The sequence below is a fragment of the Cytobacillus oceanisediminis 2691 genome, from assembly GCF_000294775.2.
Taxonomy (GTDB): Bacteria; Bacillota; Bacilli; order Bacillales; family Cytobacillaceae; genus Cytobacillus; species Cytobacillus pseudoceanisediminis.
In genome coordinates, this window is the sequence record NZ_CP015506.1 from 4,378,872 (window position 1) to 4,403,243 (window position 24,372).

Below are 24,372 nucleotides of genomic sequence, written 5' to 3' on the forward strand. Positions count from 1 at the left end.
ATCCTCTAAAGCCTCTTACTTAATAAGTGAGGTATTACCTTTTAATATTGCCGTTGGTTTCCACTGCGGACACTTGCTTTCCGCGGGGAGGCACGGGAGCCTCCTCGGCTTCGCCTGTGGGGTCTCCCGCTCCCTCTCCTCCCGCAGGACATTGAATAACCTCCCTGAGCAACACCGCACGAAGAAAATGCGAACGCATTTTCGAGGATCAAGCGTCCTCCGCTCCAACCAACTCAGGGGATTTAGCTAGATTGTAGATTTAAATCCACAAAACTTATATTAACAGCCTTTCAAAAAGAAAACTTCTCTAGAAAAAGAGAAGTTACGCAGCCATATATTCAACCCACATTTCTTTGAGCTGGTTAGAGAGAACAGGCGTATTCTTAACCATTAATTCTGCCATAAAGGAATTATTGATCGGCCCCTGCAGCACTTCTATTGGAATCAGTGCGGCTATGTATAATAGAATAAACATGATAAGATAGACTTCGATAAATCCGAGAATGCCGCCAGCCCAAACATTCAGCTGTTTTAGAATAGGAAGATGGGCAACAAAATCAAGCATGCTTCCAATAATCTGCAGTAATATTCTTACCGCAAAAAAAATCACGACAAATGCAATGGCGCGATAGTAAGCATCTTCAAGATCTGCATTCTCAAATAACGTCTGAATCGCCGAGTCACTGCTAAAGCTGGGATATGGCACCCATAAAGTCAGCTTAGGTGCTAGCTCGCCGTAATACATACGGGCTACAATGAAAGCAATAATGAATCCAGTCAAATGAATTAATTGAAGGATAAATCCTCTTTTCAAGCCTATAAAAAAGCCAAAAACCAAAATAATGATAATTGCAAGATCCAGCATGACTACTTTCCGTCCTTTACTCTATTTAATTCGTTTTCCAGCCGTTCCAGACGGTCTGTTAGCTTTATATAATCATTAACAGCATTGACTGCGGTTAGCACGGCTAACTTACTAATGTCGAGTGAAGGATTCTTCGAACTGATCTCACGCATTTTATCGTCAACCAGCGAAGCGACAAGGCGAACATGGCTGGAGCTCTCTGAGCCTACTATTACATATTGCTGTCCATAAATATCTACACTTGTGCGATTTCTTTGTATCTCTGACAACGCCCATGCCCTCCTTTTTTAAAGAATCCTAATCAATATCATAACATGAACGTATATTGGTGGGAAGTCAAAGCATGTCAAAAGAGCTCAGTTCATGTAAATCTTTTTCCAAATAGAGGCAGCAGATTCAAACAGTTAACAAAGATGAGGAGAATTAATATGAGCCAGGTAGTACTTTTAAAAAAAGCAAATGAAATCTCAGAAATGAAGGCCTATTATTCAGGCAGGCTAAATGACAAGCTGCCTCCCGGAAGCGTATTTGCTGCAAAGGTGCCAGGGTGTTCGATCACTGCCTATAAATCGGGGAAAGTACTCTTTCAGGGCAGCGGAAGTGAAACAGAGGCAAAAAAATGGGGAGATACCGCACGCAGTGCACAGCCGAGCAAAAAAACCAGCCCTGCAGCGGCCAACTTGCCGGAAAATATCAGTTCCCTTTCTGTCATAGGATCAGACGAAGTGGGTACCGGTGATTATTTTGGCCCCATCACGGTTGTTGCAGCTTACGTAAAAAAAGATCAAATCCCTTTGCTGAAGGAGCTTGGAGTAAAGGACTCCAAGAATCTGGGAGATGAAAAAATCATTGAAATCGCAAAACAGATAAAAGATATCGTTCCCTACAGCCTGTTAACCCTGCATAATGAAAAATACAATAAGCTTCAGCAATCAGGGATGTCACAGGGGAAAATCAAAGCATTGCTGCACAATCAGGCAATCGGGCATGTTTTAGGGAAAATTGCTCCTGAAAAGCCTGAAGCCATTTTGATTGACCAGTTTGCAAAGGAAGAGGTTTACTTCAACTATTTGAAAAACCAGCAGACCATTCAAAGGGAACGAGTCTTTTTCAGCACAAAAGCGGAAGGAATCCACCTCGCAGTTGCAGCAGCATCCATCCTGGCCCGCTATGCGTTTGTGCGCCACTTTGAAAATCTTAGCACAAAGGCCGGTTTCCGGCTCACTAAAGGCGCCGGTCCGAAGGTTGATGAAGCAGCAGCCCGGCTGATCAGAGATAAAGGGCGTGAGGCATTGCCTTCTTTTGTAAAACTGCACTTTGCGAATACTGAAAAAGCGATGAAGCTTTACAGCAGGAAGTATAATTGATAATGAAGCAGCCAATTTAAGGAGATTGGCTGCTTTTTTCCTGTTTAAGAGGACCATAACTCTTTGGAATATATATTTATCGGCCAAAAGCAGAGGTTTATCGGCCAAATGAGCTGTTTTAACGGCCAAATAAAGAAAAGGCAGCCTTCGGGCTGCCTTCCTCATTATTTTATCCTCTCAATACTGCTCCGGCTTTTTCCTTCACAGCATCCAATACTTTATCATGCGCTTTTGTTACATCTTCATCCGTTAGTGTACGTTCAGGGTCGAAGTATTTAAGGGAGAAAGCAATTGATTTTTTGCCTGGCTCCATCCGTTCGCCTTCGTACAGGTCAAAAACATGAACGTCTTTTAATAGCTTGCCGCCGGCTTCTTTAATGATTCCTTCAAGCTCGCCCGCTGCTGTTCCCTTATCTGCCACAAGGGCAATATCCCTTGTGATGGAAGGGAAACGCGGGATAGCTTCATACTGCAAAGGTGAAACTTCTTCATCCAGGATCGCTTTTAAGGAAAGCTCAAACGCATATGTTTCTTTCAAATCAAGCTCTTTTTCCACAGTAGGATGGATTTGGCCGACAAATCCCACTGATTTCCCGGAAAGCAATACTTCTGCTGTTCTTCCAGGGTGCATCCCATCCTTTTGTGCCTGACGGAATTCAGCCTTATCGGATAGTCCCAGCTTATCAAATAAGCCCTCAAGAACTCCTTTTACAGCGTAAAAATCAACCGGCTTCTTTTCTCCCTGCCATGGGTGGCTGTGCCATAAGCCAGTAACCGCTCCAGCAAGGTGCTCACGCTCTTCAGGCAGATCCTCTTCTCCATTGGAGAGGAAGACCGCTCCTGTTTCATAAACAGCCAGGCTGTCGTTCTGGCGTGCAGAGTTATATTTTAATACTTCTAGAAGCTGCGGAACAATACTTAATCGGAGCAGGCTGCGATCTTCACTCATAGGCATTGCCAGCTGCACAGGTTTGCGCTCTTCCAGTGCATATTGAGACGCTTTTGCTTCATTTGTTAATGAATAGGTTACTGCCTGGTAAAGTCCTGCACCTTCAAGGTAACGGCGGACCATTCTGCGTTTGTTCTGGTATTCAGATAGATGCCCTGGTGTAGAGGACCCAACAGGCAAAGTGGATGCCAGATTGTCGTAGCCAAATAAGCGGCCAACTTCTTCAATAAGGTCTTCTTCAATCGTAATGTCGCCTCTGCGTGTTGGAACTGTAACAGTAATCGTATCGTTATCAGTATTTGTTTCAAATTGAAGACGGGCAAATATATCCTCTACTTCTTTCATGGATAGTTCCGTGCCAAGCACATGATTGATTTTTTCAAGCGTTACAGACACCACAGCGGGTTCCACTTGCAGTGCATCTGCTTCCACGGAACCTTCAAGCACTTCCCCGCCCGCATATTGTGCAAGCAATTGAACAGCTCTTTCTGCAGCAGCTCTAACTCTGTTTGGATCCACACCTTTTTCAAAACGGGCACTTGCTTCGCTTCTTAAGCCATGATCTTTTGAAGCTTTTCTAACCGTTGCCCCTTTAAAATAAGCTGATTCGATAAGTACATTTTTAGTGTCCGACTGTACTTCAGAATTTGCCCCGCCCATGACGCCGGCAAGTGCAATGGGTTCAGACCCATTTGTTATTAAAAGGTGATCTGAGGTTAACTCACGCTTGGCATCATCAAGAGTAACAATCACTTCACCATCTCTTGCTTTGCGGACAAGGATTTGCTTTGATCCCAGCCGGTCATAATCAAAAGCATGAAGCGGCTGGCCGTATTCAAGCAGAATGTAGTTTGTGATGTCCACCACGTTATTGTGAGGGCGAATGCCCGCCGCCATTAAACGAGCCTGCATCCATACAGGAGATGGACCTATTTTTGCATTTTTTACAACCTTCGCAACGTAAAGAGGATTATCTTCTTTTGCTTCCACCTGAACTTCAATATAATCAGAAGCCTTTTCAGATGAAGTCTCAGCCTGCGGCTCAGGAAGCTTTACTCCTCTTCCTAAAATAGCAGCTACTTCATAAGCAACACCCAGCATGCTTAAGCAGTCAGAACGGTTCGGAGTCAGCCCAAGCTCAAGAATCTGGTCGTCACGATTAAGCTGCTCAAGAGCATCCTGGCCAACTTCTGTATCATTAGGGAAAACATAAATGCCTTCAGCATATTCCTTTGCAATCAGCTTGCTTTCAATGCCCAGCTCTTGAAGTGAACAGATCATTCCATTTGATTCTTCGCCTCGCAGCTTCGCGCGCTTAATTTTGAAATTGCCTGGAAGCACAGCTCCAACGGTAGCCACAGCCACTTTCTGCCCTTTATCCACATTTGGGGCACCGCATATGATTTGTACAGGCTCACCAGCTCCTGTATCAACTAAGCATTTATTCAGCTTATCAGCATTTGGGTGCTGTTCTCTTTCAAGGACATGCCCTACTACAACACCTTTGATGCCTTCATTCAAAACTTCTACACCTTCAACTTCGATACCGCTTTTTGTAATCTTTTCTGCAAGCTCTGCAGGTGTAACGCCTGATAAATCAACATATTCCTGCAGCCATTTATATGAAACGAACATTTATGATCCTCCTCTTTTATTGTCCAGCTCCTGCTTCTGCCCCCTCGAGGTTATAAGTCATTCTGCCATGAAGGTTAAAGAACAACCTTCATGGCAGCTTGCCTTATGCATGTCGGGGTTGAACAGTCGCCTCCGCTTTTCTAATTACTCATGAATTGAAAATTGCTTTAAGAAACGAACATCATTTGTATAGAAGTGGCGAATATCATCCACACCATACTTCAGCATGGCAATTCGCTCAGGTCCCATTCCGAATGCAAAGCCTGTGTATTTCTTAGAGTCGAAGCCTGCCATCTCAAGAACATTGGGATGAACCATTCCGGCGCCAAGAATTTCAATCCAGCCAGTGCCTTTACATACGCTGCAGCCTTTTCCGCCGCAGATTTTACAGGAAATATCCATTTCCACAGATGGTTCTGTAAATGGGAAGAAACTTGGGCGAAGACGGATTTCCCTGTCATCTCCGAACATTTTCTTCGCAAACACTTCCAGTGTTCCTTTCAAATCGGTCATTCGGATGTTTTCATCTACAACAAGTCCTTCTATTTGCATGAACTGGTGGGAGTGTGTAGCATCATCATTGTCACGGCGATACACTTTTCCCGGACAGATGATTTTAACCGGCCCTTTGCCTTCATGCTTCTCCATTGTTCTTGCCTGTACCGGCGAAGTATGGGTACGAAGAAGAATCTCTTCTGTAATATAGAAGGAATCCTGCATATCGCGGGCAGGGTGGCCTTTAGGGAGGTTCAAGGCTTCAAAATTATAATAATCTTTTTCAACTTCAGGGCCTTCAGCTACTGTATAGCCCATTCCAATAAACAAATCTTCAATTTCTTCAATAATGCGTGTCAGCGGATGATGGTTTCCTGATTTGACAGGACGTCCAGGAAGAGTAACATCTATCTTTTCAGCAGACAGCTTTTCCTGTACTGCCGCTTCCTCAAGATGCTTCTGCTTTTCTTCAATTCCTGCAGCAATACTGTCTCTTACTTCGTTAGCAAGTGCCCCCATTTTAGGGCGCTCTTCCGCAGACAGTTTCCCCATTCCTTTTAGAACTTCAGTTATTGGACCCTTTTTGCCCAGGTAAGAAACACGGATGTCATTTAATTCTTTTAAATCAGCAGCAGTGCTGATTTTTTCCAACGCTTCAGTTTGCAGTTCCTTTAAACGTTCTTGCATCTAAATATCCTCCTTGAAATTAATACTTTTACTTTTTTGGCCAAAATAAAAAACCTCTATCCCCATAAAGGGACGAGGTTTCGCGGTACCACCCTTTTTAACACATATATGTACTTCATGCACGTGTTCACTTCATTGGGATAACGGCTTATGCCGGTACATCTTTACATCGAAAAGCGGAGGCGACAAGCATAAGACAAGATGGCATGAAGGTTGAACTTTACCTTCATGACAGATTGGCTTATGACCTCTAGCCCCTAGGAGCCGGAGCTAGACAGTTATCTATTCTTTCTCGCTTACTTTTCAATGGTCCCGATGCCAACTCAGGAGGTGAATGTTCCCTTGCATTTCCTGTAAAAATGCTTTCAGTCTTAGGCATTTTCTCCCTGAAAAGGCTGACTGCAAGGTATTGGTCTCCGTCATCGTTTTGTTATTATAATTTTGCTGTTAATTATATTACATTCTTGAGGCTGTTTCAAACGGTTTTCAAAAAATGGCCGCCCATTTTCTATTTTCTTAAGTGATAAAGAAGAATTCCGGCAGCCACCGCCACATTAAGTGATTCGCTTTTCCCGAATATCGGTATATAAAGGTTTGCTGCTGTATTAGCCAGAAGCTCTTTATTCACCCCATTTCCTTCATTTCCAACGAGCAGCGCGAAGGAATCAGAGGACTCATACTTTGTGTATTCCCGGGCATTTTCCAAAGCAGTTCCATATACAGGAACTTTACTTTCTTTCAGTCTGCCAATCCAGTCAGACAGATTCCCTCTTAAAACCGGCAAATGGAAGTGACTGCCCTGTGCAGAGCGGAGCACCTTTGGGTTATATGCGTCAACGCTTCCTTCACCCACAATAACGGCATCGATACCAGCAGCATCTGCCGTCCTGATCATCGTACCCAGATTGCCGGGATCCTGGACGGCATCAATTAATAAAAACCGTTTTCCTTTTACTTCCTCGGAAGATGGTTCCTGACTGCAGACAGCAAAGATTCCCTGCGGCGTTTCCGTATCCGCCAGCTGCCCGATGATTTCTTCTGTAACCATTGTTACAGGGATGTCGCCATAATCCCATCCGGGAGGCATGTCTTTATTTTCACTAATGATTATTTCAGCTATTTGATTGGCTTTCAGTGCTTCTTCCACTAAATGAAAGCCTTCAACCAAAAAGGTTTCTGTTTTGTCCCGCTCTTTTTTGGTCAAAAGTTTCTTCCATTCTTTAATTTTTGGATTTTTTGCAGATTGTATATGCTTCAACACGGTCTCTCCTTTTATAGAAAATCCCGCACAACCGGAATTTCTTTATACAGTTTTTTCATTATAGCCTATTTGAAATACATAATAAAAGCGAAATTAGAGAAGATAATAACGAATTAAATCTGGAAGGAGTGCATCAAGGTGAATTTAAACCTGCGCAATGCCATTTTACACAATGTTTCAGGCAACTCTCAAGACGAACTTAAAGATACGATCGTAGATGCCATTCAAAATGGGGAAGAGAAAATGCTGCCTGGATTAGGTGTTTTGTTTGAAGTAATTTGGAAAAATTCTTCAGAGGAAGACAAGCTGGAAATGCTTCAAACATTGGAGAGCGGCCTTAAATAAAATGAAAAAACTCCGGTATAGCTCCGGAGTTTTTTTAATTCTGCTAAATAACAAAGGGTAAAACTTAGATAACTGTCCAGCGCCATCAGCTCTCGGGTCAAAGCAGCGGGCCTTCAGCTTTTCTTATTCAAAAGTAATCCTATCCACTGTTTCCTGGTCAAGCTTCTTAATCACTTCAGCAATAAGCTTAACGGCATTTTCATAGTCATCGCGGTGAAGCATTGCTGCATGGGAATGGATATAGCGAGTTGCAATGGTGATGGAAAGTGATGGAACTCCATTATGAGTAACATGAATGGCTCCTGAATCTGTTCCGCCGCCAGCGATGGCATCAAATTGATATGGGATATTCAATTCATCCGCAGTGTCTGTTACTAGATCACGAAGACCTTTGTGCGAGACCATTGATGCATCATAAAGGATGATTTGCGGCCCTTTGCCCATTTTGCTCATGGCTTCTTTTTCAGAAATCCCTGGCGTGTCACCTGCGATTCCCACATCTACACCAAATGCGATATCCGGCTCGATTTTTTGAGCCGAAGTGCGGGCTCCGCGAAGTCCAACCTCTTCCTGAACCGTTCCTACACCATATACTTCATTTGGATGATCAGCATCTTTCAATTGCTTAAGCACATCAATGGCAATTGCACAGCCGATGCGGTTATCCCAAGCCTTTGCCAATAGCATCTTTTCATTATTCATAACCGTAAACTCAAAATATGGAACCACCATGTCACCAGGTTTTACTCCCCATTCTTTCGCTTCTTCACGGCTTGAAGCACCAATATCAATGAACATGTCTTTAATTTCAACAGGCTTTTTGCGCGCATCCGGGGACAAGATATGCGGAGGCTTAGAACCAATTACCCCGGTGATATCTCCCTTGGACGTTACAATCGTCACACGCTGTGCAAGCATAACCTGTGACCACCAGCCCCCAACTGTCTGGAAGCGGATGAAACCTTTATCATCAATGTTTGTTACCATAAATCCAACTTCATCTAAGTGGCCAGCCACCATGATCTTAGGGCCGCCTTCTTTGCCGGTTTTTTTAGCAATCAGGCTTCCCAGTCCATCTGTTGTCACTTCATCAGCATATGCTGCTATGTATTTTTTCATAACCTCGCGCGGTTCGCGCTCATTTCCCGGAATTCCTTTCGCATCCGTTAAGTCTTTAAGCATGGTTAACGTTTCATCTAATTTAGCCATCATTTCGACTCCCTTAATATTTATTCAACCCTATTATACCGAACATGCGATTTAATATAAAGAATTATCAGACGGATATTTACTCCGGCTGCAGGCGGACCTGCAGGATTAGTATCCTTCAGCCTGCCTTTTATAATTTACTTCATTTTTATCTATATATGCTTTTTCTATATCTGAAGAGTTAAAACCAAGCATTTCCCCTAGCTGCAAATAGGCAGCAATAAGCTCTTTATAATCGGCTAGGGAACGGCTAGTCCGAAACTGTCCGATTTCATCATATACAGACAAAAACTGGCCATTCACTGACTCTGCCTTTTCCAAAGGAACAGCATATTCCTTTTCAGCATCAAATCCGCATTCAATTCCAAGTGATAAAATGAAATGTATACCGTCTACAAACTCTTCCAATACTGTTTCCTGAGGGGAGGATGGCTTAAGGCTCCAAAACTTGAAGCATCTTGTCTCATTTGCAAGCTCTCCCAATTCAACCAGCAGCGCAAGCACCTTACGTTCAAATAAATCTTCTTCCTCTAAACCATGATTTGATTCTATATGGCTGTCCAGCCCTTTTTGCATTTGAAATAATAGCTGATAATTCATTTTCCACCATCCTATAAGAAATAAATGATTAACATACAAAACATTGCCTATCAAAAAAATTATAACAAATCGCAAAAAGGTTGAAACTTTTTTTAATCTCATCCGTAAAGTAAGGAAAATAATAATGGAGGGCTGGTTAATATGTGGCTCCTGCGTATGCTATTGTTTGCTCTGATTCTTTTTCTTATATACACCGCGTTAAAATATCTGCTGAATTCTAAGAGAAAGCTCGAGCTTGCCCACGAACAGAAACGATATTATTTTTGGGATGACCAGGAAAATGTCAGGAAGAACTTCCTGATTACGTATAAAGGGGTTTTATTTGAGGGCGAAAAATATCTGGGAACCACGGACAATGCCTTTGATGTGGTCTCCATTTTCATCTGGCCGCACAATACATCGGCCCTTAAAGGGATGGTAAGGGAGGATTTTCTTTTTATAGAAAGAAAGATAACCGAGGCCTATCCCACTGCAAAAATTGACTGGAAAAGCCCTGTGAAGGAATTTATGCATAAAACAGCTTCACCAGGAGATGAAATTAAAAACCATTTATAAAAAAAACGTTCGGCAGCCCCGAACGTTTTTTTTATGCTGCTTTAAAGAATTCCTTCCATTTAATGACAGTCACCTTTTCCCTCAGCACAAATACTAAAACAGAAAGGGAAAGCAAAATCAGAATAACCATTGAAGGAGTGAATCGGCTGATGAATTCTCCGAAAACGGTATAAAAAACAGCCAGCGGCAAATTGGTGATCCAAGAATTTTTCAAATATTGATCAAAACCCTTATTCCTCTCCATAAGACAAAAGTTCAATAAATGGTAATGAATAAAAGGGATGAGCCTTAAAACCGCAACCTGACCGACAGTCAAATTCCGGTATTCCCCGAACCACCGCTTTCTTAGTAATGAAAGCTTTTCATGTGTCCTCGGCATTTTTGTGATCAAGAAATAAAAAAGAATGCTGCTGATCATCAGTCCTGCAATGGAGAAAACAGAACCAAAAAAACTTCCAAACAGAACTCCTCCAGTTATGCAGACAAGCGGTACCGGAATGAATAGAAACTGCCTGATGATATGAAAAAAGATAAAAGCAATGGGAGCAAGAATTCCAGCAGTCTCTGCCATGGCAAACAATAGAGTCAATTGATCATTCATGCCTTCACCTCTCCCCGATGTCATTCCTGCTGTTCCCTAAAGCTTATGGATAGCCCTGATTGTTTATGACAAGAGAATAATCAGGTACACAAGTAAGCCTGCTTCAAGCATCGCCAGAATAGGCAGTCCCCATTTAAACTGCACATGCTTTGTTTTATGCCTGAAAGCCTTCATTCCAAGAGTCATTCCCGCAGCCCCGCTCAAAATGGCTGTGATCCAGAGATTTTTTTCGCTGATTCGATACTGATTCCGTTTCGCCTTCTCCTTATCAAGCTTCATCAGATAAAAACCAGCCACATTCATAATCAGATAGATAAGAGCAATTGTCTTGACCATGAGCTTTCTCCTTTATATGTATTAAGTCTGTATTGAGCTTAAATGAAACAAAAGCTTCTGTCCATTTAAAGCAAAATAAAAACCATTCCCACATTTAAGGGAATGGCTATTTTATGAATAATTATTACTTGCTAAGCTGCTGCTTTGCAACTGATGCTAATTCAGCAAATGCTTTTTCGTCAGCGATTGCTAATTCAGCAAGCATTTTGCGGTTAACTTCGATGCCAGCAAGCTTTAAACCATGCATTAAACGGCTGTAAGAAAGACCGTTCATGCGAGCTGCTGCGTTGATGCGAGTAACCCAAAGTTTGCGGAAGTCGCGCTTTTTCTGGCGACGGTCGCGGTATGCATACATTAGGGATTTCATAACCTGCTGGTTAGCAACTTTGTATAATGTATGTTTTGAACCGAAATAACCTTTAGCTAATTTGATGACTTTTTTACGACGTTTGCGAGTAACTGTACCGCCTTTTACACGTGGCATATTATTTCCCTCCTAATTTCGAGATATTACTTAAGATTTACTAGTAAGTTACGGATGCGCTTGTAATCGCCTGAAGAAACAAGAGTTCCTTTGCGAAGCTTACGCTTTTGCTTTTGAGATTTGTTAGCGAACATATGGCTTCTGTAAGCATGAGAACGCTTCAGTTTACCAGAACCTGTTCTTTTGAAACGCTTAGCAGCGCCGCGGTGAGTTTTCATTTTTGGCATTGGGAATTCCTCCTCTTACTTGTCGTTTTTCGGTGCTAAGACCATAAACATGCTTCGGCCATCCATTTTTGGATGCGATTCCACTACTGCAACTTCATTGCATGCTTGTGCAAACCGGATTAAAACACGCTGGCCAATTTCCTTATGCGTAATGGCACGACCTTTAAATCGGATCGATGCTTTTACTTTATCGCCTTTTTCAAGGAATTTAATAGCATTGCGAAGCTTTGTATTAAAGTCATGCTCTTCAATAGTCGGGCTAAGACGAACTTCTTTAATACTAATAATCTTCTGGTTTTTGCGAGCTTCTTTATCTTTCTTCTGCTGCTCGAATTTGAACTTTCCGTAGTCCATGATACGGGCTACCGGAGGTTTCGCATTCGGTGCAACCAGAACAAGATCCAGATTGGCACGAGAAGCAATTTCAAGTGCGTCGAATTTTGATTTAATACCTAACTGCTCGCCGTTTTGGTCAATAAGACGGACTTCGCGGGCGCGAATGCCCTCGTTTAACAACATATCTTTGCTAATAGCTAGACACCTCCAAGGTTTAATGCGAACACAACGTTTGGGTCAAGAAAAGCGCAAGCGCCTGCTGGAGCAGACAACTTTTAAGCTGCCAGCTGCACCGGACCAAAGCTGAATCGCAAGTTATGCAACATTTCTCTTCCGGAGCGGAAGCAGAGCTGTTTTTAACCAAATAAAAAAGTGCGGATGAAAACACCCACACTTACGTATATAAACAGAAAATGTTCACGTAAAACCTGCCAACTGCACTTTGCGTCAATCAGGTGAGAAGCGGGTGCTTCTTCTTTTCCTCAAACTGTATTCAATTTACCTTAGCTACTATATCACAAAGTATGATTTCGTGTCAAACGAATAACTTTTATCACAACGAAGAAAAGCATAACAAAATTAATCGCTTTTGGCAATATGATTTCAACATTTTTTCAAAATGAATTTAATGCCAACTTTCTGGTTTGCACAGCTGACTTGGGTATTACAGATTCTGCGGCTGTCACAAAAACTTCACAAAAAAGGGCTGCAGCTCGTGCAGCCCTTTTTCATAATTATCGTTTAACTTCTGCTTTTAATGCTGAGATGAAGTCTTCAAATGAAACTGTTTCTGATTTTTGCTCTCCATATTTACGGACATTGACAGCTTTTTCAGCTACTTCATTGTCCCCCACAACAAGCATGTATGGAGTCTTTTGCATTTGCGCTTCACGGATCTTATAGCCGATTTTTTCATTGCGGTCATCCAGCTCTACGCGGAAGCCCTCTGCCTGAAGCTGCTCCCGGACTTGTTTTGCATAATCAAAGTGAATATCAGGAGAAACCGGAATTACCTGAACTTGAACCGGGGCAAGCCATGTTGGAAATGCTCCCTTATACTCTTCAATCAGGAATGCCACAAAACGCTCCATAGTGGAAACGACACCGCGGTGGATAACGACCGGACGATGAGGCTTTCCATCTTCGGCTACATAAGTCAGGTCAAAGCGTTCAGGAAGCAAGAAGTCCAGCTGGACAGTAGATAATGTCTCATCCTTGCCAAGAGCAGTTTTAACTTGAACATCCAACTTCGGACCGTAGAAAGCTGCTTCACCTTCTGCCTCAAAATAATCAAGGCCGATTTCATCCATGGCTTCTTTAAGCATTGCCTGTGCTTTTTCCCACATTTCATCGTCATCAAAGTACTTCTCAGTATCCTGTGGATCTCTGTAGGAAAGACGGAATGAGTAGTCATTGATATCGAAGTCTTTATATACTTCAAGAATCAGGTGTACTACGCGCTTAAACTCTTCCTTAATCTGGTCAGGGCGGACAAAAATATGAGCATCGTTCAGAGTCATGCCGCGTACACGCTGAAGGCCGGATAGTGCTCCTGACATTTCATAGCGGTGCATTGTTCCAAGCTCAGCAATACGGATTGGCAGTTCACGGTAGCTGTGGATGCCATTCTTATAGATCATCATATGATGCGGGCAATTCATTGGACGAAGAACAAGCTGTTCGTTATCCATTTCCATTACAGGGAACATATCTTCCTGATAATGATCCCAGTGCCCGGATGTTTTATAAAGATCTACACTTCCCATGATCGGAGTATATACATGGTCATAGCCCAGTCTTTCTTCCTTATCAACGATATAGCGCTCGATATTGCGGCGGATTGTTGCCCCTTTTGGAAGCCACATAGGCAAGCCCTGTCCGACTTTTTGCGAATTCATAAACAAGTTAAGCTCTTTGCCGATTTTACGATGATCACGCTCTTTCGCTTCCTCAAGGAGACGCAAATGCTCGGCCAGGTCTTCTTTCTTAAAGAAAGCTGTACCATAAATGCGCTGAAGCATCTTATTGTCACTGTCGCCTCTCCAGTAGGCGCCAGCAATACTTAATAATTTAAACTCTTTTAGTTTGCCGGTCGATGGAACGTGGACTCCGCGGCAGAGATCAAAGAATTCGCCCTGCTCATAGATTGTCACTGTTTCATCTTCAGGAATGGCTTCAATCAGTTCAAGCTTGTATTCATCACCAATTTCCTTGTACATCTGAACCGCCTCATTACGGCTGACTTCCTTGCGGACAACGTCAAGGTTTTCATTAATGATTTTCTTCATTTCTTTTTCTATCACAGGAAGGTCTTCTGGTGAAAGTGATTCTTCGAGGTCGATGTCATAATAAAATCCGCCTTCAATGACAGGACCTACCCCAAGCTTTACATTTTTATACAAACGCTTGATTGCCTGCGCCATTAGATGGGCAGTACTGTGGCGAAGAACCTCCAGCGCATCGTTTGAGTCCGGTGTTACAATTTCAATAGCTCCATCCTTTTCGATTGGACGGCGAAGATCATACATTTCTCCATCCAGCTTGCCGGCAATTGCCTTTTTCTTCAGGCCCGGGCTGATCGAAGCTGCAATATCTTCTGTTGTCGTTCCCTTTGGGTACTCCTTTACAGCTCCATCTGGAAACGAAACTTTAACAACTTCTGACATGATATTTCCTCCTTATTTATAAAGTGAAACTCCAATCAGGAGTCATTTTCTCCTGATTGTTAGTTGAACTTATCGGGCATTACGGGCAGTTATCCATACATACTTATCGAGTGTAACCAACTTGCATGGGGATATACTGTCCGTTAGACTGCGATAAAGCGCAAGCGCCTTGATCAGCCCCGACAAGCACAAGGCGGGCCTCATAAAAAGGCGTTCTTTCCTTTTTTGAAGGATTCCCGAAATGTCGAGGCGACTGCCCAGGGACGAAGACAAGCCCTGCAAGAAGGCGTTTTCTCCTTCTGAAAGGGATGGGTTAGTCTTTCGTCCCCTGGAGCCGCAACTAGACAAACTTGTGACCTCGAGGGGCTAGGCGCTGGAGCTGGATTCAGATTTTGCTCCTAAAACGGGTTATACACTTGAAAAAATAAAAAAACCCGTCCCTAAAAAAGGGACGAGTTGTATTTAACACGCGGTTCCACCCTACTTCTCGTTCTCTTAGAAGAAAAACGACTCTGTAGTAAGATAACGGTCTTTTCCCGCCAGCCCATTTCCTGGCTGGAGTTCAGAGGCGGTAAGCATTCGAATCGTGTTAGGAAGGTTTCAGCCCTGCCTTCCCTCTCTTTAAACCGTATCAGAATACCCATATCCTCATCGCAACTTTTGCTCGATTTTTATAATATGTACGTTATTATAGTTTGTTATTTCCGGAAAATCAAGGGTATCTTTTACATTTTTCATCATCGGCATAAGAATGGGCGTTTTGATAATTATAAAAGGCTTCAATAGAGCTTAATTCAAGTCTTTCTTCAAAAATATTGCGGATTGTTCTGACCAGCGGCTGCTCGAAATCATCTGAATACAGATAAATGGCTGAAGGTGCGATTGAGAGCAGCGGCGCAATCGTAACAGAATCCACGTATACAGGATGATTGGATAATAGCTTGCGGTCAATCATTCTTAATAGCTCTCCGCGTTTAATTTCGCACAAGTGCTCATCATAAAAATAAACACCTTCATCCATCACGACATGGATCGTATTAATCTTTGGCTGCTTTCCTGACAGGAAGTCCCTCAATGTATGAATAAACATCTGATATTCCTGCTCCATTTTATATTCATCGATGGAAACTTCAACGTATTTGGTCATTTCATTCATAAGCGGCCGCATTCGGAATTTTACAAAAGAATCAAAAGAAAAGGAAATGTTATTCTGAAACAGCTGATCAATTGCGCTCCTCAAGCTTTCTTTTACATCCAGGCCACTGACAAACGCAGCAAGATCCTCCCTGCTTCCTTCCAAAATAGAGTGAATGATTTCAAGAATCTGCTGCTGTTCACCTTCATCCTCATAATAATAATGCTCCATCAGTATCCGTTTAAACCAATCATCCTGCTTCTGGTTCACTATAAATTGAAAAAATACTTCCTTAACAATATTCAGGACATTGCCGTTATTTCCAGCAGAGACTCTGACTATATGTCGATCTTCAAAATGAAGAATATTATTATCACATTGACAAAAAGACTGCAGCTGCACATAAAGATGCTCATAAAAATTCCTCGCATCCGTGCTGCTTTGGAAAATGATTTCGATCAACCAAATCCCCCCTTTATACAAATCTCTGTTCTATGTATATGGCGGACTTGGCCAAGTTAGAAGTGGGATTAGCCTTTTAGTGCATTAAACTATAAGAAAAGCGGAAGCGCCTTGCCCATGAAGGAACGCAGACTAAAAACGCCACGTCCTCCCAAAAGCTAATGCTTTCGGTCGTGCGATGTATACGCTGCCGAAGCTAGATAGCATCAAAGTTCAAAGGAATGATTTCTTACTTTATAACAAAAGCTGCCGGACACTTTATCGGCAGCTTTCAGATTATACTCTTCTGTTCGGTCCTTCTACAAGCACTGGTTCAGCAAGGTATTTAATGCGCTCCATGATTCTCCTTGCCTTCATTTTCTCTTCCTCTCCGCGCTGGCTGTAGGAGAGATGATGTTCAAGACCCTGCAGGTCGAAATTGGAAGTAAAGAAAGTTGGCAGGCTTTCCTGCATGCGGAACTGCAGAATCGGCCCTAAAATCTCATCCCTTGTCCAGCTGGACATGGTTTCTGCACCAATGTCATCAAACATTAAAACCGGTGCTTTTTTAATGGTTTCAATTTTGCTGTTAAGAGTTTGATCTCCAATTGAATTTTTCAATTCCCTGAAAAGTTCAGGAACGTAGACAATCATGGAGGATACTTTCTGGCTTGCAAGCTTATTGGCGATAGCACCAAGCAAATAAGATTTTCCTACACCGAATTTCCCATAAAAATAAATTCCTTTTCCCTTGGATCCCGGCTGGTAGTCCATAACAAAAGATGCCGCCTTATCAACGGCCTCAATACGATCGTCATCATCATATATGGAATCAAAAGTGGCATGAAGGATATCAGATGGTACATATAAGCTCTGAATTAATTTTTCATTTCTCCGCTTCTCATCGTGCATGACCTTGCGCGGGCACTTATCATATTTCAGATCGACCGATCCTCTTTGAATCACAAGTTCCGGATGATAGCCCTGCATAAAGTTCACACAGCCCTCCAGGCTCGGACATTTATTGCACTCCTTGCTCTGCTGTGTATACTCAAAGAGTTTGCTAAGGCTCTTTTCAACCATCTCAGATGTCAATTCATCTTGATGAGTTTGGATAAAAGCCTTTACTTCAGGGTGATTAAGCGTTTGGTTTCTCATCATTTCATACCTTTTTTGAAAACCTTCATTGCCCGCAAGGCGCCTTAATGTTTCATTAATTTTCTCCATCAATCAGTCACCTCCTGTGAACGCAGTTTTTTTAATTTTTCATGAAGCTCCTTTTTCTTCATTTCCAGCTCATACTGATCCTTTTCGCTTATTTGCTGCTGGGGCTCTTTCTTTTTGGCTGATGAACTGCTTTTTTCATCAAACCAGTCCGGAAGCATCTCTGTCCTGATTGGCTTCTTTTTGTTACCGGTTGTGCTGGCAGTTTTCTTTCCTTCCGCCCAATCCAGGTATTGCCGGTGTTCTTTCTTAGCTAAAGCAATAGCTTCCTGGGGTGTTTTTATTTTCTTTCTAGCCCAGTGGCCAGCTATTTTTTCTACGTAGCCTTTGGTCAATTTCATATCTGTTTTGAGCATAACATATTGAATCAGTACATTAATTACCCCTGGCAAAAGCTTTTGCTGAAACATGACATCTTCAATGATCTGCATATCGCCTTTTGATGGCTCTGCCCCTCCTGATATATCTTTTAATAGCTGCCTTGGTGAGGTGATTTCCAAATAACGGATCAACTCTTCTTCCTGCGTTTCAGGCTGTTTTTTATGAGTCTGATGGATGGCAGGCTGAACCCTGTCAATCAGGGATGGCAGCTGGTCCTGGTTTTGGAATTGATACCAGTCCCGTGCAGATTTTCTCAACTCATCAATGTTTATCTCATTATCTTCATTTACTGCGCTGATGACGATATTTTTCATTTGAATGGGGTCGATTCCGTACAAAAAGGCAAGATTGCTGATAGATTCCTTTACTTTAACTGTAATGGCCTTTTTCGGTACTAGTGATTCATTCAGCCCTGCCTGAAGCAGTTCAAAATTAAAATCTTCATTCCCGATTTGAATACCTTCCTGCTCCTGCCTTCCAATATACCCTTCCACCTCTGATTCATTCATCAGCTGCACCACTTCATCGTCAATCTCAAAAGAACCAGGGTGTCCTGATTGAAATACATCCTGAAAAGCCTTGGTTACTTCCTCATACCCTGTAGCTGTCTTCACCTTCTGTTCTGAGAAGAAGCGTTTAAGCCTCATAAATTGGTTTCTGCCCAATTTCTTATAAAGATAAATATTAAGCATGCCATCAAGGAAAAATTGTTCAGGTGTCAGCGGGGGAAGCAGTTCATAAATAAATGACCTTGTCTCTTCATCTTTGTTTACGTATACCTTTAAAAGTCCTATCCCTTCAAGCTTAAGGCGGGCTTCATATATATCCTTAAGCCCCATGTCCATGAAATTCATTAAACTATGGTGTGAATTAGAAGATGACCATAGCCGATTTTCTTCAAGTTCCGCCCATAATGTCATATATAAACTGAAGCACACAGAGCCAATGAGCGGCTGGTATAACAGCGTCAGCACTTTTCGGTCATAATCATGCAAAAGCCCGCTGGCTGCTACTGTATATCGATCAATGGGGAGCATCTCCTGCCAATGCTGGGCCATGGTATTTCACCTTTTTCTATTAAGAATATTTATCACATTGATTAATATCAAAAACATATACCGTAAAAAAAGAGCCAAAGAAATCCTTCAGCCCATCAAACTATTTCATTCGAAATCAGGGACAGCGGCAACTGACCTGATTTAAGAGTGTTCTTTTTTGATTAATTCTTTGAGTTCATCAATAAAAACATTGATATCTTTAAATTGCCTGTAAACCGATGCGAAACGAACATATGCCACATCATCCACATTTGCGAGCCTGTCCATGACCATTTCGCCAATTTCATCACTTTTTATTTCAGAGACACCGTTGCTGCGGAGCTCTTTTTCCACTTCAAAAGTAATGTCCTCCAGGTCCTTTAGGGCAACCGGCCTCTTTTCACATGCCTTAATAAGGCCTCTAAGTATTTTTTCCCGGCTGAATTCCTCTCTGGTGCCTTCTTTTTTCACAACAATTAAAGGAATTTCTTCCACTTTTTCAAAAGTCGTAAACCGGTACCCGCATTTCTCGCATTCCCTTCTGCGCCGAATGGATCTGCTGTCATCAACAGGACGGGAATCGAGAACACGGGTATTATTGTTTTGGCATGAAGGGCATCTCATACAATCAGCTCCGAATTCTTTTATAAGTAAGTTATTTTGCTGGCGTTAGATCAATTACCGAATTTTATTTGATACTCTTATCTTATAAAAAAGGAGTTGTCAGTACAAGTACAACTATTTATCTGCGTTTCTTGCAGAACCGAGAAAATCATGCCGTTTATTCACCTTTTCATAAATGGAAAGAACTTCTCCCTTAAGGATTGGGTGGACACCTGCCGGGGAGGATTGCTCAGTTGAGATATTGATATCTACAGCCGTTTCGAAAGGCCTGACAGTCACGACTGTGACAATGGCAAAACAAGCTTTATTTTTCTTAATTTCTGCTGCTATCTCGCCGCGTTCTCTGGAAATGCTGAGAATGTTCACATTCTGGTCTGCTTTAAATAAATCTTCAATCGTTTGCATCATTTGAGCTGTATTGGTTCTATAATATCTTGTAGTGAGCTCAGGATCAGAGTGGTTTTCATTTGTTTCACACTGCTTTTTATAGCGGCTGGCAAGCTGCCTGAAAATAGACATCCTCTTTCCTCCGATATTTATTATGTATCCTTATTGTACTATTTTTGAGGAAGATACTAAAGGTAGTGGCAGAGTATTAAACAAAATAAAAAGAGGTGTATTGAATACACCTCTGGATTGCCTAAGATCATTCTGTTATTAAAGTACTTGAGCTTGTTTAACTTGAACTGGACCCATACCGCGAGGAATTTCGATATTCTCACGCGTTTGAGCTCCTAACGATTCTGCAATAAAGTCTGCAGCGATGTTAGGGTCAAGATCTCCACACGTATACACATCAATGCTGGCATAGCCATGCTCCGGGAAGCTGTGAATAGTTAAATGAGATTCAGAGATGATAACCACTCCGCTTACACCCTGTGGTGCAAATTTATGAAATGCAACCTCGCGAATTTCAGCACCAGATTTTAATGCAGCATTTACGAATGTCTGCTCAATAAAATCCATATCATTTAACTTTTCAAAATCGCATCCCCAAAGTTCTGAGATTACGTGACGACCCATAGTTTCCATATTCAAATTTCCCCCTTTAAACTTTTAAGCTATTAATTAATGAAATTCCAGATTTAAACTGGTCCATAACTACCACGGGGGAAAGTTAGTCCAGAGAGGTCCTAACCCTTTAAGTAGCTACCATACCAAAACCTCGGAGAAGTTCACGAGGATTAGTATACTTTGTTTAATTTCTTTTTGCAACACATTGTTTTACATTTTTTTTGGCAAAATTTCTGAAGGCTTTGTCCTTCTCAGGATTTAATTCTGTCCAATAAAAGGAGCCTGCCGGGGAATGGCAGGCTTTAAGGGTATGGGTAGTTTTATATTAAGAGAAATTGGCGATTATCCAATTTTTACTGCAGATGCCTGGAAAAGTTCCTGTGCAACAAATTTTGTTAAGTCTACAACACGGCAGGAATAACCCCACTCATTATCGTACCATGCAAGTACTTTTACTTTGCTGGTGCCGATTACCATTGTAGATAATCCATCGATGATGGCAGAGTGTTCATTTGTGTTGAAATCAATTGAAACCAATGGTTCGTCAGTAATATCAAGGATACCGTGCAGCGATCCCTGTGAAGCAGTTGCAAATGCCGCATTCACTTCTTCTAATGTAACGTCGCGCTTTAAGTCCACTACGAGGTCAACTAATGAAACGTTAGGCGTTGGGACACGGAGTGCCATTCCATGCAATTTGCCCTTTAAGTGAGGCAATACCAGCGACAAAGCTTTAGCGGCACCAGTGGAAGTCGGGATTATGGACTGTCCGCAAGCACGCGCCCGGCGTAAATCCTTATGCGGGTTATCAATATTTTTTTGGTCGTTTGTATATGCATGAACTGTTGTCATAAGTCCGTTTTCAATGCCAAATTGTTCATCAAGGACTTTTGCAACAGGTGCAAGACAGTTTGTTGTACATGAAGCATTAGAAATAATATCATGTTCTTCAATTTTTAATGCGCTTTCATTTACGCCCATAACAATAGTCACATCTTCATTTTTTCCAGGAGCAGTCAGAATTACTTTTTTAGCTCCGGCTTCAAGGTGAAGAGCTGCTTTATCACGTGAATTAAACTTTCCTGTTGCTTCAATGACGATATCGATGTTCAATTCTTTCCACGGAAGCTCTTCAGGATTTCGGCTGCTGACAAGCTTAACACTTTTTCCGTTCACCACAATAGCATTGTCTTCAGGAACAACACTTCCTTCGAATGGTCCGTGGTTTGTATCATATTTAATTAAGTGTGCCAAAGTTTCAGCTGGATAACTTGCATTTATGGCAACCACTTCAAGATTTTCATCAAGGATGGCTTTTCTAAAAACCATACGTCCAATTCTTCCAAAACCGTTAATCGCTATTCTCGCCTTCATGTTACGGCCCCTTCCGCATTAGTGTTATACTTTTTGTTACCCTAAGATGTAATTAGTATAACATATATAAAATCATTTGTGATGAATTAAATGCGGATTTTTTAATGTTTAACAATTCAGAAATATAAACCCTTTACTTTCACCATGTTTTATGGGGTAATGGTCTAAAAATCAGAAACATATAGTTTATTTTTGTCATACTAATTGGGTATTAAATGCAACAAAAAAGAGCCTGTGACAGGCCCTTAGATAGCATTCCATTTTCTTAAAATATCCCACAATTGTTTCTCTGTTTCTTCAATCCTGCCATTATTATCGATTACAGCATCGGCCAATGCCTTCTTTTCTCTTAAAGGCATTTGGGAATGAATTCTTGCCATTGCTTCTTTCTCGGAAAGCTGATTTCTTTGCATCAGCCTCTGCAGCTGTATACCTTCATCTGCATAAACTAATAATGTTTTGTCGCACATGTATTGTAATTTACTTTCAAATAAAAGCGGTATATCTAAAATAATCATCTGTTCATTACGGCTGATTGCTTGTTCCTTTTTGGCTGTCATTCTTTTGCGGACAGCAGGATGTACAATGCTATTTAAGGCTTTCCGCTCTTTTTCATCATGAAAAATAATGGAGCCCAGTTCCGCACGATCAATTGAACCGTCTTTGAGCAGAACCCTTTCCCCAAAATGACGGACAATTTCCTGATAAGCTTCTTCTCCTTTTTCAACAGCTAATCTGGCTTCTATATCCGCGTCGATTACAGTGTATCCTTTTTCGATGAGGAGAGATGAAACGGTGCTTTTCCCGCTTGCAATCCCGCCTGTCAAACCTACAGTCAGTGACATAGTGTGTTCCTTTCATATAAAATGCTAGATTTTTAATATCCCGATTACGATTAAAATAATTCCAGGGATGAATGAGAACTTATGGACCCACCCGCTTTTGGAGAAGAGGGATCCTACTTGCATTCCCATAAACACAAACAGAGAACTCATAACGGCGACTGTCATTGCCAGGTAGAAAGGCGAGTACCCAAGCATAGCTGCACCGATCCCAGCTCCGAAAGCATCAAGGGATAAAGCGAGCCCGAGCATCAGTGCTTCAATTCCTGTGATGGTTCCGGATTTGTCAAAATCAGCGGACATCGGCTTTTTCAGGATATTAATGACAAGCCCAAGAGATTTGATTTCCAGGTTCACAATCGTTTTTTCATGCGGCAGGACATCCTTAATCTTTTCCTGCCTGAAAAATTGATAAAGTACCCAGGCACCAAGAAAAATAAGTATGACTCCCCCAAAACTTTCAGCTAAAGCCGGAGATAAAAAGGCTTCTATAAAATGGCCAATAGTCATGGCAGCCATTAATGTTAAAGCTGAACAGCAAGCGATTATACTGATCGATTTAAATGGTATGCTCATTTTCCTTAAGCCATAGGTTAAACCGACACTAAAACTGTCAAGACTGACAGCAAAAGCAAGTATCAAAAGAGAGAATGTATGCGCCATAGAATAGAGCTCCTTCCTGTCAATCGCTACGATAGTATATGGAAGAAGCCCATCCAATGTTATTCGAAACGCATTTCAGCTCTATTCTGCATTATTATTTTTTCTGGCATGCTGGACAATAGACTGTCCCTCTGCCTCCTGTCACGATCCGCTCAAGCGTGCTTCCGCAGACTTTGCAATCTTCCCCTTTTCGCCCATACACATAAAGTTCAAGCTGAAACATGCCAATTTGCCCCTGGGAATTAACATAGGAGCGAATGGTGCTCCCTCCCTTATCAACCGCTTCCCTCAGGGTATCTGCAATCTCTTTGTGAAGTGTCTCCAATTCGCTTTTTGTTAAACTATTTGCCGCTCTTTCAGGATGTATTCGTGAACGGAATAATGCTTCATCGACATAAATATTTCCTAACCCTACGATCGTTTTCTGATCGAGAAGTGCAGTTTTGATATTGCGGGTGGTCCGTGCAAGTCTTGCAGCAAGATCTTCTGCCGTAAACTCTTCTCCAAATGGTTCCGGTCCCAGGTGTGCCAGCGGAAGAGTCTTAAATTCTTCACCCTTTGCATATAAGTGCATCGTTCCAAATTTACGGACATCCTTATATCTGAGCTCTGTGCCATCTGTAAAATGAAAAATCACATGAGTATGTTTATCAACAGGCTCTTCTTTTAAAAAAAGTCCGTACCTGCCTTCCATTCTCAGATGGGACACAAGGGCATAATCAATGGTATAGAGTATTAGAAACTTTCCTCTCCTGCCAATGTCCTGAAAAATTTGGCCTGCTAAAGCATCCTTGAATTGAACAAGCTCTTCCGGATGCTTAACCATTTTGGGCCAGAAAACCGAAACATGTGCAATGGTTTTGCCGATGACCAATTCCTGCAATGTTCTTCTGACCGTTTCAACTTCAGGAAGTTCAGGCATGGTCCTCCCTCCTTTGTAAATCAGTTAAAAATGCTTTGGACTTTGCTTTATGATGTATATTGAATCCTGTTTGCCGGGGTGTTAATTTCCGCTGCAG

The 24,372-nt window shown here is 42.0% G+C and carries 26 protein-coding genes and 1 other annotated feature; of the genes, 3 read left to right on the forward strand and 23 right to left on the reverse strand.

Annotated features, from left to right (window positions below; all coding sequences use genetic code 11):
* Positions 1-322: 322 nt before the first annotated feature.
* Together A361_RS22010 and zapA are read right to left on the reverse strand one after the other, a co-directional pair.
* A complete protein-coding gene (locus tag A361_RS22010) occupies positions 323-865 on the reverse strand; it encodes a CvpA family protein (RefSeq protein WP_009333201.1) in 543 nt (180 codons plus the stop codon).
* Between the two features lie 2 nt (positions 866-867).
* Entirely contained in the window at positions 868-1,134 is a 267-nt protein-coding gene (gene zapA / locus A361_RS22015; RefSeq protein WP_009333202.1) for a cell division protein ZapA, read from the reverse strand.
* A gap of 159 nt (positions 1,135-1,293) precedes the next feature.
* On the opposite strand from zapA, the gene rnhC reads away from it, so the two are divergent.
* Positions 1,294-2,232, forward strand: a complete 939-nt coding sequence (gene rnhC / locus A361_RS22020) for a ribonuclease HIII (protein WP_009333203.1) — start codon at positions 1,294-1,296, stop codon at positions 2,230-2,232.
* Between the two features lie 169 nt (positions 2,233-2,401).
* Here rnhC and pheT read toward each other — a convergent pair whose 3' ends face one another.
* The 3 genes from pheT to A361_RS22035 all read right to left on the reverse strand — a co-directional run bounded on the left by pheT (position 2,402) and on the right by A361_RS22035 (position 7,256).
* Positions 2,402-4,816, reverse strand: coding sequence for a phenylalanine--tRNA ligase subunit beta (pheT, locus tag A361_RS22025; protein ID WP_019383095.1), 2,415 nt, complete (start codon positions 4,814-4,816; stop codon positions 2,402-2,404).
* Positions 4,817-4,960: 144 nt separating this feature from the next.
* Complete coding sequence (gene pheS / locus A361_RS22030; RefSeq protein WP_009333205.1) at positions 4,961-5,998, reverse strand: phenylalanine--tRNA ligase subunit alpha; 1,038 nt, start codon at positions 5,996-5,998, stop codon at positions 4,961-4,963.
* Positions 5,999-6,506: 508 nt separating this feature from the next.
* Positions 6,507-7,256: a TrmH family RNA methyltransferase gene (locus A361_RS22035; RefSeq protein WP_019383093.1), complete on the reverse strand. Its 750-nt coding sequence runs from the start codon at positions 7,254-7,256 to the stop codon at positions 6,507-6,509.
* A gap of 141 nt (positions 7,257-7,397) precedes the next feature.
* Between A361_RS22035 and sspI the strand changes: the two genes are divergently transcribed.
* Positions 7,398-7,604 (forward strand): small acid-soluble spore protein SspI, encoded by a 207-nt coding sequence (gene sspI / locus A361_RS22040; protein WP_009333207.1) that lies wholly within the window; start codon positions 7,398-7,400, stop codon positions 7,602-7,604.
* 123 nt (positions 7,605-7,727) lie between these two features.
* Here the strand turns inward: sspI and A361_RS22045 are convergent, their stop codons facing one another.
* Both A361_RS22045 and A361_RS22050 read right to left on the reverse strand, forming a co-directional pair.
* Entirely contained in the window at positions 7,728-8,813 is a 1,086-nt protein-coding gene (locus A361_RS22045) for a M42 family metallopeptidase (RefSeq protein ID WP_019383092.1), read from the reverse strand.
* Positions 8,814-8,921: 108 nt separating this feature from the next.
* Entirely contained in the window at positions 8,922-9,413 is a 492-nt protein-coding gene (locus A361_RS22050) for a dUTP diphosphatase (protein WP_009333210.1), read from the reverse strand.
* Positions 9,414-9,554: 141 nt separating this feature from the next.
* Between A361_RS22050 and A361_RS22055 the strand changes: the two genes are divergently transcribed.
* Positions 9,555-9,968 carry a hypothetical protein gene (locus A361_RS22055; protein ID WP_019383091.1) on the forward strand — a complete coding sequence of 138 codons (414 nt, stop codon included), beginning with the start codon at positions 9,555-9,557 and terminating at the stop codon, positions 9,966-9,968.
* Between the two features lie 31 nt (positions 9,969-9,999).
* On the opposite strand, the gene A361_RS22060 is transcribed toward A361_RS22055, so the two are convergent.
* From A361_RS22060 to mutM, 16 genes are all read right to left on the reverse strand, one after another.
* A complete protein-coding gene (locus tag A361_RS22060) occupies positions 10,000-10,569 on the reverse strand; it encodes a TVP38/TMEM64 family protein (protein ID WP_019383090.1) in 570 nt (189 codons plus the stop codon).
* Between the two features lie 63 nt (positions 10,570-10,632).
* The gene (locus A361_RS22065; RefSeq protein WP_019383089.1) at positions 10,633-10,905 is read right to left on the reverse strand and encodes a DUF1294 domain-containing protein; all 273 of its coding nucleotides are present in this window, start codon (positions 10,903-10,905) and stop codon (positions 10,633-10,635) included.
* Between the two features lie 124 nt (positions 10,906-11,029).
* The gene (gene rplT / locus A361_RS22070) at positions 11,030-11,389 is read right to left on the reverse strand and encodes a 50S ribosomal protein L20 (protein ID WP_009333214.1); all 360 of its coding nucleotides are present in this window, start codon (positions 11,387-11,389) and stop codon (positions 11,030-11,032) included.
* 26 nt (positions 11,390-11,415) lie between these two features.
* Positions 11,416-11,616: a 50S ribosomal protein L35 gene (gene rpmI, locus A361_RS22075; RefSeq protein ID WP_009333215.1), complete on the reverse strand. Its 201-nt coding sequence runs from the start codon at positions 11,614-11,616 to the stop codon at positions 11,416-11,418.
* A 15-nt stretch (positions 11,617-11,631) separates the two neighbouring features.
* Complete coding sequence (gene infC / locus A361_RS22080; protein ID WP_009333216.1) at positions 11,632-12,135, reverse strand: translation initiation factor IF-3; 504 nt, start codon at positions 12,133-12,135, stop codon at positions 11,632-11,634.
* A gap of 177 nt (positions 12,136-12,312) precedes the next feature.
* Positions 12,313-12,436: a sequence feature (ribosomal protein L20 leader region), on the reverse strand.
* A 250-nt stretch (positions 12,437-12,686) separates the two neighbouring features.
* Complete coding sequence (gene thrS, locus A361_RS22085) at positions 12,687-14,618, reverse strand: threonine--tRNA ligase (RefSeq protein ID WP_009333217.1); 1,932 nt, start codon at positions 14,616-14,618, stop codon at positions 12,687-12,689.
* A 712-nt stretch (positions 14,619-15,330) separates the two neighbouring features.
* Complete coding sequence (ytxC, locus tag A361_RS22090) at positions 15,331-16,215, reverse strand: putative sporulation protein YtxC (RefSeq protein WP_019383088.1); 885 nt, start codon at positions 16,213-16,215, stop codon at positions 15,331-15,333.
* Between the two features lie 276 nt (positions 16,216-16,491).
* Complete coding sequence (dnaI, locus tag A361_RS22095; protein ID WP_019383087.1) at positions 16,492-17,421, reverse strand: primosomal protein DnaI; 930 nt, start codon at positions 17,419-17,421, stop codon at positions 16,492-16,494.
* Complete coding sequence (locus A361_RS22100; protein ID WP_009333220.1) at positions 17,421-18,857, reverse strand: replication initiation and membrane attachment family protein; 1,437 nt, start codon at positions 18,855-18,857, stop codon at positions 17,421-17,423. Before A361_RS22100 ends, dnaI begins: the two co-directional genes overlap by 1 nt.
* Positions 18,858-18,998: 141 nt before the next feature.
* Positions 18,999-19,460 (reverse strand): transcriptional regulator NrdR, encoded by a 462-nt coding sequence (nrdR, locus tag A361_RS22105; RefSeq protein ID WP_009333221.1) that lies wholly within the window; start codon positions 19,458-19,460, stop codon positions 18,999-19,001.
* 114 nt (positions 19,461-19,574) lie between these two features.
* The gene (locus A361_RS22110; RefSeq protein ID WP_009333222.1) at positions 19,575-19,979 is read right to left on the reverse strand and encodes a hypothetical protein; all 405 of its coding nucleotides are present in this window, start codon (positions 19,977-19,979) and stop codon (positions 19,575-19,577) included.
* Positions 19,980-20,117: 138 nt separating this feature from the next.
* Positions 20,118-20,492 (reverse strand): adenosylmethionine decarboxylase, encoded by a 375-nt coding sequence (gene speD, locus A361_RS22115; protein ID WP_009333223.1) that lies wholly within the window; start codon positions 20,490-20,492, stop codon positions 20,118-20,120.
* Positions 20,493-20,816: 324 nt separating this feature from the next.
* Positions 20,817-21,848 carry a glyceraldehyde-3-phosphate dehydrogenase gene (locus A361_RS22120; protein WP_009333224.1) on the reverse strand — a complete coding sequence of 344 codons (1,032 nt, stop codon included), beginning with the start codon at positions 21,846-21,848 and terminating at the stop codon, positions 20,817-20,819.
* Positions 21,849-22,093: 245 nt separating this feature from the next.
* The gene (coaE, locus tag A361_RS22125; RefSeq protein WP_009333225.1) at positions 22,094-22,693 is read right to left on the reverse strand and encodes a dephospho-CoA kinase; all 600 of its coding nucleotides are present in this window, start codon (positions 22,691-22,693) and stop codon (positions 22,094-22,096) included.
* Positions 22,694-22,717: 24 nt separating this feature from the next.
* Positions 22,718-23,353 carry a sporulation membrane protein YtaF gene (gene ytaF / locus A361_RS22130; protein WP_019383085.1) on the reverse strand — a complete coding sequence of 212 codons (636 nt, stop codon included), beginning with the start codon at positions 23,351-23,353 and terminating at the stop codon, positions 22,718-22,720.
* 94 nt (positions 23,354-23,447) lie between these two features.
* On the reverse strand, positions 23,448-24,275 hold the full coding sequence (gene mutM / locus A361_RS22135) for a DNA-formamidopyrimidine glycosylase (RefSeq protein WP_009333227.1): 828 nt from the start codon (positions 24,273-24,275) through the stop codon (positions 23,448-23,450).
* Between the last annotated feature and the right edge of the window lie 97 nt (positions 24,276-24,372).